We start from the raw sequence: 13,087 nt of genomic DNA on the forward strand, positions 1-13,087 counted from the left end.
GCCTGCGGCGACGCCTGGAACTGGCTCGCCCATCAGCCCGAGCGCAGCACCGCCATCGCCTCACCCGCCTACGCACAGGTCAACTTCTGATGCCGCGCGTATTAGGGGCGCGGCGATGGGCATCGCGATGGGCGACGGCCGCCACGCAAATCCGCTGGCCATGCCGCGCGCCGCGGCCGTCTCGATGGCGCACGAGTTGATCGCGGCTTCCGGCCTGTCGCGCAGCCTGAACGTGGCGGGGGCCGCGGTGCTGATCGAGGCGGGCGCGGGGCGTCTCTGCCGCGTCTTCGTCGGCGCTCCGGGCAGCGCCGCCGCCGCCTTCCACGATGCCGCCACGGTCGGCGGCGCGAGCGCGGCGAACCTGATCTTCGTGGTCCCGTCCGGCGCGCCGGCCGGCAGCGTGTATGGCCTCGACGCGCCCTTCGCCTCGGGGCTCGTCGCGATCCCGGGAAGCTCGGGCGTGCTGGCCATCGTGTGGACGTGACCGCACCGCGCCGCGCCCCGCCGCTGCCAGGCGAGGGCGGGCCGCAGGCGGTGCGGGAGGCCCCCGGCGGGGGCGGGGGCGGCTTTCGGCGCGAGGGGCGGGGGGTGGGGCCGCCGACACCCGTCCCGCCTCGCCTGCGCACCCCTCGCGCAAATCTTGCGCGGGCTCGGCGGGCGTTTTCCGAGCCGGGGTGGGCGGCGGGGTTGGGCGGAGGGCTGCTTTGGAAAACCTCGGCGGGGCGGACGGCCGCGAGGCGTCACTTCGCCGCGTCCCCGTGGTTGCCAGCTTATCCGGGCCCCGTCCTCTCGGCTGGATTCCTCTTCAACGCTCGCCACGCAGCGCGCGCCGCGAGGATCGCGGCCACCGCGGCCGTCATGTCTTAGATGCGCCACCCTTCATCGCGAGGCGTGTGTTCGACACCACGGTAAGGCGTCATCTGGGTTTCCATGATGCGGTTCGCGATCCAGAGAGCTTCGTCACGGTCTAGATGACCGAACGTCTCGGGGTGCTGTTCCAGGTAGGCTTGCGCCGCGTCGGTCAGTTCGTGCGCCGCATAGCCGTCGCGCCGGAGTATCATCACCGGGCTTGCGCTGATGCGCGATGACCTTCTTGTATCGCAGGCTGCGCACGACAGGATGGTTGCTCTGCACCGTGATGGGGTGGAAGGCAATGGAAGGGAACATGGACACCAGTGCGGCCTCTTCCTTCGTCAGCCCGTGCAATACCTCGCCCATCTCGGCGACCTCGCGCGCCCGCTTCCGCGCCGCAACGATGCGCCGTGCTATGGCTCGAAACAGCGCGCCGACAGCCATCGCCGCGCGCACGAAAAGCCCCGACAGGCCGATGACGAAAGTGATCCATATCCATCCCCGGTGCTGTTCGATCACGCTGGCCGCGCCGGTCGGTGTCAGGGACGCGGGGAAGTAGAGAAGCGCCGCGCTCCCGAAGGCGACGAACAGCAGCACGCGCATGTCGCCGATGATGCCCAGCGCCGTGTCGAAAATGTCCTTCATGCGGTCACGGCCGCCTTCTACAGCAACGCGGCCAGCTTGCGCGCCGCCGTGCTGCCATCGTGCATCTGAACCAGCTTGTCGGGTTCGGACACGAACCAGGCGAAGGAACGCCAAGCCAGCCCCGGCAGCGTCCGCCGCGCGGGATCGGCGCCCCGATCCATGTAGGCGGTGACGAAGGCCGCATCCTGCGGTCGATAGGCGCGGGGGGCGGCGGTGATCAGGTCGAGCAGCGCACGCTGGCGCTGTTCCGTTATCGGCCCGTCGGATGCCACCACCTCGACGAAGACGATCAGCACTTCGCCCGCCCGCCCCGGCGGGTCGAGGTCCACGAGCACCACGTCGGGCAACAGTGTGGCCGCGTCCAGGGTGATGCCGAGCGCCTTCTCAAGCGGGGGATCACGGAACGGCGCCTTGCTCGCGCTGTCGCTGATCCAGGCCACGCGCGGATTGCCGAGGAAGGCGGGCGCGAACACCTCGACCACGGCCTTCGTGATGGCAGGGCTCGGCCCCGGCGGCAGCACCACCGAAGGCCCGCCCGGACATTGCACCATGATGTTGGCGGCCGATGTGCTGGCGCTGGCACGGACCAGGGCGGCGCGCGCAAGCGCGGCGGGCGACATGTTGCGGCGGCGCCATTCCGCCGCCTCCGCTTCCAGCGCGGCGCCTTGCAGCCCCGGGCGGAACAGGGAGGCGAAATCGGCTTGCAGCGCGTATCGGCCCTTCGGCGAGGTGGTGGGCACGCCAGCGCGCTCCACGATGGCGTTGACCGGAACCAAGCCGTTGCGGATCACCTCATCCCGCAAAGGCTCGCGCGTGTTCTCCGCATACCAGCGGCCGGGAGGCGAAGGGGAGTTCGCCGCGCTCATCACCGCGTAGTAGGTGGCGCGCGCATCCGCGTCCTGCCGCGCCGCCTGCGCGTCGCTCATCCGCACCACATGCCGCGGGGCAAGCCACACGTCCGAACCGGCCACGGCGCCGATGTAGAGCGCGACGAAGATCGTGCGCGCCGTCATCTCGCGGACGAGGATGGCGCGATCCGGCGTGCCTTCGGGGAAGATCACCAACAGTCGCGCATGCACGTCCTGCCACGGGATCAGGGCGGGGAGCGTCATGCCTCGGCACCGTAAAGCCGCGCGATGGCCTGCTCGGGATCAGGGGCAGCGAGCGCGGCGAGCACGTCCTCCGCCGCCGGAAGCGGCATGGCCTCAAGCTCGGAGGCGCTCACCGCCACCGAGGCGTTGATGCAGCGAAGCACCCGATCCGCCGTGGCGGTCGCGAGAAAGGCTGCAAGCGCCGAGAGCGGCACGGACGGCGCTGTCACGGCGGGCAGGATCATGTTGAGGTGGTTCTCGACCGTCACACGGCCATGCCGCGCCAGGAAGCTGGCCGGCATCTCGGCCGCGATCAGGCGGCGATGCTGTTCCTTGGCCGTGGTGCGCTGAACCAGGACGCAAGGGCGCGTGACGATGTTGGGATCATCCTCGCCGCGGGGCTGGAACCACGGCGCGTGGTTCTTCTTCGTGGCGCGATGGACGAAGCGCCCGTCCTGCGTCACCGCCTCCGCCCACACCACGGGCACGCACCCCGGCCGCGGCGTATCGTGCAGGCGCGCCTTGTGGCGGTTCCACACAAGCGGCCCGGTGGAAACCCTGTAGCCCCAATCGCGCAGCCGCGCCGGCATGCTGCGCAACCGTGTGACGAAGGCGGCGTCGGCAGCGCTGCGCGGCAGGGTCCAGGGCGCTTCCGGCTCGCGGGGCAGGATCAGGGGGCCGGTCGGCTCGATCCGCAATCCGCCTTTCTCCGCGTAAACCACGGCGCAGGCAGCCCGCCGGGTGGTGGCGCCCCGCTTGAACGTCGAGAGCGCCACCTCTTGCAGCACGTCCGCGAAGACATCCTTGCGGCTTTCCACGAGGTCGAGCGTCTGCGGCGGGGCGTGGCGATGCAGCGTGCGGCGCAGGGCCTTGAAGTAGTGCCCGGCGAGGAAGCTGGCCGGTGTGAGGTAAGCAATGATCCCGCCGTCCTTCTTGGCGAGGTGAAGGGCAAGATCGGTGAAGAGGCCATACAAGTTCGGGTGGCCGTGAAGGCTGCGGGCGAACCGCTCGCGGATGGCGGGCGTGTCCTTCACCTTGCCGAAGGGCGGGTTGCCCATCACCAGGTCGAACTGGTCGGCGGCATCGTCGAAAAGGCCGAGCGCGTCGCGGACCTGCGCAACTGGGGCGAGGCGGCGCCCTGCCGAGGCGAGGATCGGCATCGCCACCGCCTCGACGGCCAGGTTCGCGAGCCACACCGCGAAGGGGTCGGTGTCCCAGCCACGAAGCCGCGAGCCGAGCGCCGCCAGCGCGATGGCAGGCTCGGCCCCTTCCATCTCTCTCAGCACGCGCGAGGCGGCCTCCACAAGGAAGGCGCCGCCGCCGCAGGAAGGGTCGATCACACGGCCCGCACGCCAGCAATGGCCGGCCTGCTCGGCCTTGTCCAAGAGACGGCAGACCAGGGCAGGCGGCGTGTAGTAGATGCCGTGCGCGGCGCGGTGCTTGGCCGGAATGGCTTGCGTGTAGAGACCGCCGAGAGTGGCCACGGCCTCGGGAAGAGGCAGGGAGGCAAGCGCTTGTCCGAACTCGGCGGCGGCGGCGAGCGTGTCTTCCGGAAGGGTTGCCAGGGATAGAGCGTCGGGCAGCGGCGCGGCCGCGATGCCAGGTCGCGCCAGCGAGGTCGTGCGGGACTGCCACCAGGCAACGGCAGCGGCATGGGCGACGGCACGCGCGGCTTCCAGGCTGGCCGCCTGCGCGATGGCGGACAGCGCGCGCTGGCGGAGCAGCAGCGCCGCCGGGCTTGATGGCTCCGCCCGTCTCTGTTGTGCCGCTGATCGTCCTGCCATGCACCCCGCCCGCGATTCGCTCCGACATCATGCCGGCGAACAGATGCCTGCGACAGTTCAGGTTGACCTGACGGGGTTCAGGGGCAGTTGGCCGGCAGCCCGCTCCGATCCGCCCTGCTCCGCATGTGTCCGCCGGGCAACACCCGCGAACCATTCTCGACAGGCCGACAGGCTTGAGTGTGGGGAGGTTTGTGGGGACAAATCGGGGGATGGCCGAAAAAAACGGTGGCTTGCCGGATGACATGGCGGAGGGGATGGGATTCGAACCCACGGTACGGGTTTAGGCCCGTACAACGGTTTAGCAAACCGCCGCCTTCAGCCACTCGGCCACCCCTCCGCAGGCGTGGCTCAGTCTCACGGCGTATGCGCGAGCGCTCATAGCCTTCGCATCGCGGGGCGTCAAACGCGCGGCCCACGCACGGCGGTGCCCCTGGCGAGGCGGGCGGAGGCGCCGCCAGCTCAGGAGAGCGCCACCTCGAAGCCCCTTGCCGTGGCCGGGCGGGCCATCATCCGCTCGTACCAGCGCTTCACCTCGGGGTAGTCGGCGAGGTCCACCTGGTGGCGCGGATGGCGCCAGGCCCAGCCGAGGATCGCGAAATCGGCCACGCTCGGCTCATCCCTGGTGGCGACGAAATCCCGTCCCGCCAGCCGCCGGTCCAGCACGCCGTAGAGCCGCCGCGTCTCCTTGTCGAAGCGGGCGAGGCCGTAGCGCCGGTCGGCCTCGTCCTTCACGTCGCGAAAATGGTGCACCTGGCCCGGAATCGGCCCGAATCCGCCCATCTGCCACATCAGCCATTCCAGCACGGGCACGCGCTCGCGCAGCGGGCCGGGCAGGAAGCGGCCGGTCTTCTCGCCGAGATAGAGCAGGATCGCCCCCGATTCGAAGACGCTGATCGGGCGGCCATCCGGCCCCTCCGGGTCCAGGATCGCGGGGATCTTGTTGTTGGGCGAGATCGCCAGGAACTCCGGCGCGAACTGCTCGCCCTTGCTGATGTTCACCGGGCGCACGCGGTAGGGCAGCCCCATCTCCTCGAGGGCGACGCTGATCTTGCGCCCGTTCGGCGTGTTCCAGGTGTAGAACTCGATCGGTGCTGGCAAGGCGGCGCGCTCCTCGTGGCAGGGCAAGGGGTGGCGGGACGGAGGCTTGTCTAGCCCGGCGACGGAATGCTTTACAGCCGTGCCGGCATGGCGCAACTATCAGTTGATTCGGGGGATCAGGGGGTTTCTTCCGATGGCGGCAGGAAAGGGGGCCGGCCTGTTCGGGCTGGCGCGCGGGCGCATCGTCCTTGGGGAAGGACGGCCGCGCTCGATGGGTCTCGCCTATCTGATCTGGTTCGGGTTCGGGCTGTTCGGCCTGCACCGGCTCTATCTCGGGCGACGGGTGAGCGCGGCGGCCATGGCGGGTATCACGCTGGTCTCGCTGGCGCTGGCGCAGAGCGGCCTCGGCCTGCTCGGCTTCGCCGCGACCGGCGCCTGGGCCCTGGCCGACCTGCTGCTGATCCCGGAGATGACGCGCGAATGCAACGAAGCGCCCGGGGCGACGGCAGCGGCGCAGGCGCCGGCAGCGGCGGTCGCCTGAGCCCGGGCCGGACGACGCCGGCGGGGCCGGAGCGTTACCACCAGCCGTAGCGCGGCGGCGGCCCGCCGTAGTAGCGCCAGGCCTGCGCCTCCTCCCAGCGGCGCTGCCGCTCGAGTTCGAGCGCGTAGCCGCCGAGCGCGCCGACCACCGCGCCGACCGCGGCCCCTTCGCCGGCACGGCCGCTGGGCGCGCCGATCAGCGCGCCAGCCCCGGCGCCGATCGCGGCGCCCGTGCCGATGGCCTGCGCCGCCGGGTCCAGCACCGGCACCGGATAGGCATAGACGCAGCCGCCGAGGGCCAGCGCGGCGGCGAGCACGGCGGCAGCGGATCGGGATCGGCGCATGGCCGGCTCGGACTCCCTCGCACATGCCGGCGACGCACCGGCGGGCGCGCGGCCCGCACGGGCAGCGCGCCGGATGCGCACCGGTGACAGCCTCGCCGGCGATCGTGGCGGGCGGATGGCGCCGGCGGAGCCGCACCGCGCCGCGCCGGTCCGCCGGTTGCCTCAGCCGAGCGCGCGCTTCAGCAGCTCGTTGACCAGGGCCGGATTGGCCTTGCCCTGCATCGCCTTCATCACCTGGCCGACGAAGAAGCCGAACAGCTTCTCCTTGCCGGCCTTGTACTCGGCCACCTTGTCGGCGTTGGCGGCGAGCACCTTCGCGACCGCGGCCTCGATCGCCCCGGTGTCGGTCACCTGGCGCAGCCCGCGCTCCTCGACGATGGCGCCGGGCGGCCTGCCCGTCTCCACCATCGCCTCGAACACCTCCTTCGCGAGCTTGCCGGAGAGCGTGCCGTCCCTCATCAGGTCGAGCAGCGCGCCGAGGTCGCGCGCCGAGACCGGCGGGTCGGCGATGGTCCGCCTCGTGCGGTTCAGCGCCGCGAACAGGTCGCCCATCACCCAGTTGGCGGCGAGCTTCGGATCGCGCCCGCGCGCGACCTCCTCGTAGTAGGCGGCGGTCTCCTTCTCCGCGACCAGCACCGAGGCGTCGTAGGCCGGCAGGCCGAAGTCGCGCATGTAGCGCGCCTTCCGCGCGTCCGGCAGTTCCGGGAGCGTGCGCCGGAGCTCCTCGACCCAGGCCTCGTCCAGCACCAGCGGCGGCAGGTCGGGGTCGGGGAAGTAGCGGTAGTCGTGCGCCTCCTCCTTGCTGCGCATGGAGCGGGTGACGCCGCGGCCGGTGTCGAACAGGCGCGTCTCCTGCTCGACCTCCCCGCCCTCCTCCCAGACCGCGATCTGGCGGCGCGCCTCGGCCTCGATCGCCTGCATGACGAAGCGGATCGAGTTGATGTTCTTCACCTCGCAGCGCGTGCGGTAGCCCTCGCCCGGGCGGCGGACGGAGACGTTGACGTCGGCGCGCAGCGACCCCTCCTCCATGTTGCCGTCGCAGGTGCCGAGGTAGCGCATGATCTGGCGCAGCTTGGCGAGGTAGGCGCCGGCCTCCTCCGGCGAGCGCATGTCGGGCTCGGAGACGATCTCCATCAGCGCGATGCCGGAGCGGTTGAGGTCCACGAAGGTCTTGGTCGGGTGCTGGTCGTGCAGGCTCTTGCCCGCGTCCTGCTCGAGGTGCAGGCGGGTGATGCCGATCCGCTTCGTGGTGCCGTCCGGCAGCTCGATCTCGACCGCGCCGCTGCCGACGATGGGGTGGGCGTACTGGCTGATCTGGTAGCCCTGCGGCAGGTCGGCGTAGAAGTAGTTCTTGCGGTCGAAGCGCGACCACAGGTTGATCCGCGCGTTGAGGCCGAGGCCGGTGCGGACCGCCTGCGCGACGCATTCGCGGTTGATCACCGGCAGCATCCCGGGGAAGCCGGCGTCAACGAAGGAGACCTGCGTGTTCGGCTCCGCGCCGAAGGCGGTGGCGGCGCCGGAGAACAGCTTCGCCCGGCTGATCACCTGGGCGTGGACCTCGAGGCCGATCACCAGCTCCCACGGGCCCGTGCGGCCCTCGATCGTGTAGGTCGCAGCGCTCATGCCCCTGCCCTCACCCGCGGCAGCGCCCTGAAGTCCGCGGCGCGCTCGATCGCCGCGCCGACGGCGAACACCGTCTCCTCGTCGAACGGCCGCCCGATCACCTGCAGCCCGAGCGGCAGCCCCTCGGCGTCGAGCCCCGCCGGCACCGCGAGGCCGGGGAGGCCGGCGAGGTTCGCCGTCACGGTGAAGACGTCGTTGAGGTACATCGTCACCGGGTCGCCCATCTTCGCGCCCATGGCGAAGGCCGCGGAGGGCGTGGCGGGCGTGACGATCGCGTCCACCCTCTCCCACGCCCGGTCGAAGTCGCGCGCGATCAGCGCCCGGACCTTCTGGGCCTTCAGGTAGTAGGCCTCGTAGTAGCCGGCGGAGAGCACATAGGTGCCGATCATGATCCGCCGCTTCACCTCCGCGCCGAAGCCCGCGGCGCGCGTGCGCTCGTACATGTCGCGCAGGTCGCCGCCCTTCTCCTCCACGCGCAGCCCGTAGCGCACGCCGTCGTAGCGCGCGAGGTTGGAGGAGGCCTCCGCCGGCGCCACGATGTAGTAGGCCGGCAGCGCGTATTTCGTGTGCGGCAGGCTGATCTCCACCGTCTCCGCGCCCTCGGCGCGCAGCCAGTCGAGGCCCTGGCGCCACAGCGCCTCGATCTCCGCCGGCATGCCGTCGAGCCGGTACTCCCGCGGCACGCCGATGCGCAGCCCCTTCACGCTCCGCGCGCAGGCGGCGGCGAAGTCCGGCACCGGCACCCGGGCGGAGGTCGAGTCCTTCGGATCGTGCCCGCTCATCGAGCGCAGCAGGATGGCGCAGTCCTCGACCGTGCGCGCGAACGGCCCGGCCTGGTCGAGCGAGGAGGCGAAGGCGACGATGCCGTAGCGCGAGCAGCGGCCGTAGGTCGGCTTGATCCCGACGATGCCGCAGAACGCCGCCGGCTGGCGGATCGAGCCGCCGGTGTCCGTCCCGGTCGCGCCGAGGGCCATGCGCGCCGCCACCGCCGCCGCCGAGCCGCCCGAGGAGCCGCCCGGCACCAGCCGCGTCCCCGGGTCGTTCCGGCGGCTCCACGGATTCTCGACCGGCCCGAAGGCGCTCGTCATGTTCGAGGAGCCCATGGCGAACTCGTCGAGATTCGCCTTGCCGAGAAACACCGCCCCGTCGCGCCGGAGCTGCGCCGTCACCGTGCTCTCGTAGGGCGGCACGAAATTGCCGAGGATGCGGCTTCCCGCCGTGGTCCGCACCCCCGCGGTGCAGAACAGGTCCTTGATGGCGAGCGGGATGCCCTCCAGCGGCCGCGCCTCGCCGCGCGCGCGCCGCGCGTCGCTCTCGCGCGCCGCCTCCATCGCCTGGTCGGCGGTGACGGTGATCAGGGCGTTGAGGCGCGGGTTCAGCGCCTCCACCGCCTCGAGATGCGCGCGCGTCAGCTCGACCGCGCTGATCGCGCCCTCCTCGAGCGCGGCCAGCGCCCCGGCGACGGTGAAATCGGTCGGGCGCATCGCCGCCGTCACTCCACCACCTTCGGAACGGCGAAGAAATCGCCCTCGCGGTCCGGCGCGTTGGCGAGGATCAGCTCGCGGATGCCGCCGTCGGTCACCACGTCCTCGCGCATCGGCATCCCGGCGGGCGCGCCGCGCGGGGCGCCGCCCGCCATCGGCTCGACGCCCTCCGTGTCCACCGACTGCAGCTGCTCGATCCAGCCCAGGATGCCGTTCAGCTCCGCCTGGAGGCGCGCGACCTCCTCCTCCTCAAGCCGGATGCGGGCGAGCGCGGCGACGCGCCTCACGGTTGCGGTGTCGAGGGACATGACGGACGAATTCTCTGCCAGGACTTCCCGGGGAAACGGCGGCGGACCATAACGGCGGCCATGCCCCTCGTCCACCTGAGCGCCCTGCGCGCCGGCCTCAAGCGCGGCGAGCGCCTGCTCGGGATCGATCCGGGGGCGAAGACCATCGGCCTCGCGCTGTCCGACGTGACGCTGCTGCTGGCGAGCCCCTATGGCAGCCTGCGGCGCGGCAGGCTGCGGGAGGTGGCCGCCGAGATCCGCGCCATCGCGGCGAAGGAGGGGGTGGGCGGCCTGGTCGTCGGCCTGCCGCTCTCCATGGACGGCACGCGGGGGCCGGCGGCGCAGGCGGCGCAGGACTGGGCCAGGGCGCTCTCCGACGCCACCGGCCTGCCGGCGGCGATGTGGGACGAGCGCCTGTCCTCCGCCGCGGTCGGCCGCTTCCTCGTCGGCGAGGCCGACCTCAGCCGGGCCAAGCGGGCGAAGGTGGTGGACCGGGCGGCGGCGGCGTGGATGCTCCAGTCGGCCTTGGACGCGCTGCGCGGCGCCGCTACCCTCCCCCGCCCCCCCGAGCAGCCGGACGAGTCGTGACCCTCGCCTACCCGCATCGGCACCTGCTGGCCATCGAAGGCCTGGAGCCGCCCTACATCGCCGACCTGCTGGAGCTGGCGGAGAGCTACGTGCTGCTCAACCGCTCCGGCAAGACCCAGCGCGACCTGCTGCGCGGGCGGACGCTGATCAACCTGTTCTTCGAGGACTCGACCCGCACCCGCACCTCCTTCGAGATCGCCGGCAAGCGGCTCGGCGCCGACGTGATCAACATGTCGGTCGCGACCTCCAGCGTGAAGAAGGGCGAGACGCTGCTGGACACGGCGGTCACGCTGAACGCGATGAACTGCGACCTGCTGGTGGTGCGCCACGGCCAGTCCGGCGCGCCGGCGCTGCTCTCGCAGAAGGTCTCGGCCGCGGTGATCAACGCCGGCGACGGCACCCACGAGCACCCGACCCAGGCGCTGCTCGACGCGCTGACCATCCGCCGCCGCAAGGGGCGGCTGGAGGGGCTGACGGTCGCGATCTGCGGCGACATCCTGCACAGCCGGGTCGCGCGCTCCAACATCCACCTCCTCACCACCATGAACGCGCGGGTGCGCGTGGTCGGCCCGCCGACGCTGATCCCGGCCGAGGCGGCGCGGCTCGGCGTCGAGGTGTTCCACGACATGCGCGCCGGCCTGCGCGACGCCGACGTGGTGATGATGCTGCGCCTGCAGCGCGAGCGCATGGCCGCCGGCCTGGTGCCGAGCAGCCGCGAATTCTTCCGCTTCTGGGGCCTGGATTCCGAGAAGCTCGCGGCGGCGAAGCCCGACGCGATCGTCATGCACCCCGGCCCGATGAACCGCGGGGTCGAGATCGACAGCGCCATCGCCGACGATCCCGCCCGCAGCGTCATCGGAGAGCAGGTGGAGATGGGGGTCGCCGTGCGCATGGCCGTGCTCGACGTGCTGGCGCGCGACCTGCGGCGCAACGCCTGATGCCGATGCGCGACACGCTGATCGCCAACGCCCGGCTGCTCGACCCGGCCACCGGCCTGGACGCGCCCGGCGCATTGCTGGTCCGCGACGGCGCGATCGCCGATCTCGGCCCCGGCCTCGCCGCGCCCGAGGGGGCGGAGACGGTGGACGCCGCCGGCGCCTGCCTCGCCCCCGGCCTCGTGGACCTGCGCGCCGCGCTCGGCGAGCCGGGGGCGGAGCATCGCGAGACCATCGCCTCCGCCGCCCTGGCCGCGGCGGCGGGGGGCATCACCACGCTCTGCGTCCTGCCCGACAGCGACCCGCCGATCGACGATCCCGCCCTGGTGCAGTTCCTGATCCGCCGCGGCGAGGCCACCGGCTCCGTCGCCCTCCTCCCCTACGCCGCCGCCACCCGCGGCTGCGCCGGCCGGGAGATCGCGGAGTTCGGCCTGCTGCGCGAGGCCGGCGCCGTCGCCTTCACCGACGGCGCCCGGGCCATCGGCGATGCGCGCACGATGCGCCTCGCCCTCTCCTACGCGCGCGGCTTCGGCACCTTCGTCGCGCAGCATCCGGAGGAGCCGAGCCTCGCCGCGGGCGGCGCCGCGACCGAGGGCGAGCTCGCCACCCGCCTCGGCCTCCCCGGCATCCCGGCCGCCGCCGAGGCGATCCTGGTCGAGCGCGACATCGCCCTCGCCCGCATCACCGGCGGCCATGTCCACTTCGCCCACGTCTCCACCGCCGCCGCGCTCGACCGGATCCGCGCCGCCAAGGCGGAGGGCCTCGCCGTCACCTGCGACACCGCGCCGCCCTATTTCGACCTGAACGAGACCGCGATCGGCGACTTTCGCACCTACGCCAAGCTCTCGCCCCCGCTGCGCGCCGAGTCCGACCGTCTCGCCGTGGTCGCGGCGCTGAAGGACGGCACCATTGACGCCATCGCCTCCGACCACCAGCCGCGCGACGCCGACGACAAGCGCCTGCCCTTCGCCCAGGCCGCCGCCGGCGGCGCCGGGCTCGCGACGCTGCTCGCGGTGACGCTGGCGCGCGTCCACGCCGGCGACCTGACGCTGCTCGAGGCGCTCGACCTGCTCACCGCGCGGCCGGCGCGGCTGCTCGGCCTGCCGGTCGGGCGGCTCGCCAGGGGGGCGCCGGCCGACCTGGTGCTGTTCCACCCCGACCGCGCCTGGAAGGTCGAGGCCGGGCGGCTGCCCGGCAAGGCGCAGAACTCCCCCTTCGACGGCCGGGCGCTGGAGGGGCGCGTGCTCGGCACCTGGAAGGCGGGGCGACGGGTGTTCGGGGGATGACCGCGGCCGGCCTGATCCTCGCCCTCGCCCTCGGCTACGGGCTGGGCTCCATCCCCTGGGGCCTGGTGCTGACCGCCGCCGCCGGGCTCGGCGACATCCGCCGCATCGGCTCGGGCAACATCGGCGCGACCAACGTGCTGCGCACGGGCCGCAAGGGGCTCGCCGCGGCGACGCTGGCGCTGGATGCGCTGAAGGGGGCGGCGGCGGTGTGGCTCGCCTGGTCGCTCTGGGGGCGGGATGCCGGGCTGCTGGCGGGGGCCGGCGCCATGCTCGGCCACGCCTTCCCGGTCTGGCTGCGCTTCAAGGGCGGCAAGGGGGTCGCCACCGCGCTCGGCGTGCTGCTCACCGCCGCCTGGTGGCTCGGCCTCGCCGCCGCCGCGGTCTGGCTGGCGGTGGCCTTCGTCACCCGCATCTCCTCGGCCGGGGCGCTCGCCGCCGCGGCGGCCGCGCCGGTCGTCGCGCTGCTGTCCGGCGACGGCAGGCTGGCGCTGATGGCGCTGGCCCTCGCCCTCTTCGTCGCCTACCGGCACGCGGCGAACATCCGGCGCCTGCTCGACGGCACCGAGCCGCGCATCGGGAAGGGCGCCTAG

General features: G+C 72.6%; 14 protein-coding genes and 1 tRNA gene. 6 read left to right on the top strand and 9 right to left on the bottom strand.

All coding sequences use genetic code 11. The features are described from left to right. Positions 1 to 160: 160 nt before the first annotated feature. Entirely contained in the window at positions 161 to 484 is a 324-nt protein-coding gene (locus IEX99_RS18750) for a hypothetical protein (RefSeq protein WP_188903125.1), read from the top strand. 476 nt (positions 485 to 960) lie between these two features. On the opposite strand, the gene IEX99_RS18755 is transcribed toward IEX99_RS18750, so the two are convergent. From IEX99_RS18755 to IEX99_RS18775, 5 genes are all read right to left on the bottom strand, one after another. Continuing rightward, positions 961 to 1,497, bottom strand: a complete 537-nt coding sequence (locus IEX99_RS18755) for a super-infection exclusion protein B (RefSeq protein ID WP_188903127.1) — start codon at positions 1,495 to 1,497, stop codon at positions 961 to 963. A 17-nt stretch (positions 1,498 to 1,514) separates the two neighbouring features. Beyond that, on the bottom strand, positions 1,515 to 2,609 hold the full coding sequence (locus tag IEX99_RS18760; RefSeq protein ID WP_188903129.1) for a BsuBI/PstI family type II restriction endonuclease: 1,095 nt from the start codon (positions 2,607 to 2,609) through the stop codon (positions 1,515 to 1,517). After that, positions 2,606 to 4,372 carry an HsdM family class I SAM-dependent methyltransferase gene (locus IEX99_RS18765; RefSeq protein WP_188903132.1) on the bottom strand — a complete coding sequence of 589 codons (1,767 nt, stop codon included), beginning with the start codon at positions 4,370 to 4,372 and terminating at the stop codon, positions 2,606 to 2,608. The genes IEX99_RS18760 and IEX99_RS18765 overlap by 4 nt, the downstream gene beginning before the upstream one ends. 243 nt (positions 4,373 to 4,615) lie before the next feature. Next, a tRNA-Ser gene (locus tag IEX99_RS18770) sits at positions 4,616 to 4,709 on the bottom strand. Positions 4,710 to 4,831: 122 nt separating this feature from the next. Continuing rightward, positions 4,832 to 5,470, bottom strand: a complete 639-nt coding sequence (locus IEX99_RS18775) for a glutathione S-transferase family protein (protein ID WP_229678140.1) — start codon at positions 5,468 to 5,470, stop codon at positions 4,832 to 4,834. 211 nt (positions 5,471 to 5,681) lie between these two features. Between IEX99_RS18775 and IEX99_RS18780 the strand changes: the two genes are divergently transcribed. Next, positions 5,682 to 5,951: a TM2 domain-containing protein gene (locus IEX99_RS18780; protein WP_229678141.1), complete on the top strand. Its 270-nt coding sequence runs from the start codon at positions 5,682 to 5,684 to the stop codon at positions 5,949 to 5,951. A gap of 34 nt (positions 5,952 to 5,985) precedes the next feature. Here IEX99_RS18780 and IEX99_RS18785 read toward each other — a convergent pair whose 3' ends face one another. The 4 genes from IEX99_RS18785 to gatC all read right to left on the bottom strand — a co-directional run bounded on the left by IEX99_RS18785 (position 5,986) and on the right by gatC (position 9,709). After that, positions 5,986 to 6,294: a YMGG-like glycine zipper-containing protein gene (locus tag IEX99_RS18785; RefSeq protein WP_188903136.1), complete on the bottom strand. Its 309-nt coding sequence runs from the start codon at positions 6,292 to 6,294 to the stop codon at positions 5,986 to 5,988. A 162-nt stretch (positions 6,295 to 6,456) separates the two neighbouring features. Then, complete coding sequence (gatB, locus tag IEX99_RS18790; protein ID WP_188903138.1) at positions 6,457 to 7,917, bottom strand: Asp-tRNA(Asn)/Glu-tRNA(Gln) amidotransferase subunit GatB; 1,461 nt, start codon at positions 7,915 to 7,917, stop codon at positions 6,457 to 6,459. Next, positions 7,914 to 9,401 carry an Asp-tRNA(Asn)/Glu-tRNA(Gln) amidotransferase subunit GatA gene (gene gatA / locus IEX99_RS18795; protein ID WP_188903140.1) on the bottom strand — a complete coding sequence of 496 codons (1,488 nt, stop codon included), beginning with the start codon at positions 9,399 to 9,401 and terminating at the stop codon, positions 7,914 to 7,916. The genes gatB and gatA overlap by 4 nt, the downstream gene beginning before the upstream one ends. A gap of 8 nt (positions 9,402 to 9,409) precedes the next feature. Continuing rightward, entirely contained in the window at positions 9,410 to 9,709 is a 300-nt protein-coding gene (gene gatC / locus IEX99_RS18800) for an Asp-tRNA(Asn)/Glu-tRNA(Gln) amidotransferase subunit GatC (RefSeq protein WP_188903143.1), read from the bottom strand. Positions 9,710 to 9,769: 60 nt separating this feature from the next. On the opposite strand from gatC, the gene ruvX reads away from it, so the two are divergent. The 4 genes from ruvX to plsY are packed head-to-tail and all read left to right on the top strand — an operon-like array spanning position 9,770 to position 13,087. Then, a complete protein-coding gene (gene ruvX, locus IEX99_RS18805; protein WP_188903145.1) occupies positions 9,770 to 10,276 on the top strand; it encodes a Holliday junction resolvase RuvX in 507 nt (168 codons plus the stop codon). After that, entirely contained in the window at positions 10,273 to 11,214 is a 942-nt protein-coding gene (locus IEX99_RS18810; RefSeq protein WP_188903147.1) for an aspartate carbamoyltransferase catalytic subunit, read from the top strand. The genes ruvX and IEX99_RS18810 overlap by 4 nt, the downstream gene beginning before the upstream one ends. A gap of 5 nt (positions 11,215 to 11,219) precedes the next feature. After that, positions 11,220 to 12,497 carry a dihydroorotase gene (gene pyrC / locus IEX99_RS18815; RefSeq protein ID WP_188903272.1) on the top strand — a complete coding sequence of 426 codons (1,278 nt, stop codon included), beginning with the start codon at positions 11,220 to 11,222 and terminating at the stop codon, positions 12,495 to 12,497. Beyond that, positions 12,494 to 13,087 carry a glycerol-3-phosphate 1-O-acyltransferase PlsY gene (gene plsY, locus IEX99_RS18820; RefSeq protein ID WP_188903149.1) on the top strand — a complete coding sequence of 198 codons (594 nt, stop codon included), beginning with the start codon at positions 12,494 to 12,496 and terminating at the stop codon, positions 13,085 to 13,087. Before pyrC ends, plsY begins: the two co-directional genes overlap by 4 nt.

The sequence above is a fragment of the Caldovatus sediminis genome (assembly GCF_014644455.1).
GTDB classification, from domain to species: Bacteria; Pseudomonadota; Alphaproteobacteria; order Acetobacterales; family Acetobacteraceae; genus Caldovatus; species Caldovatus sediminis.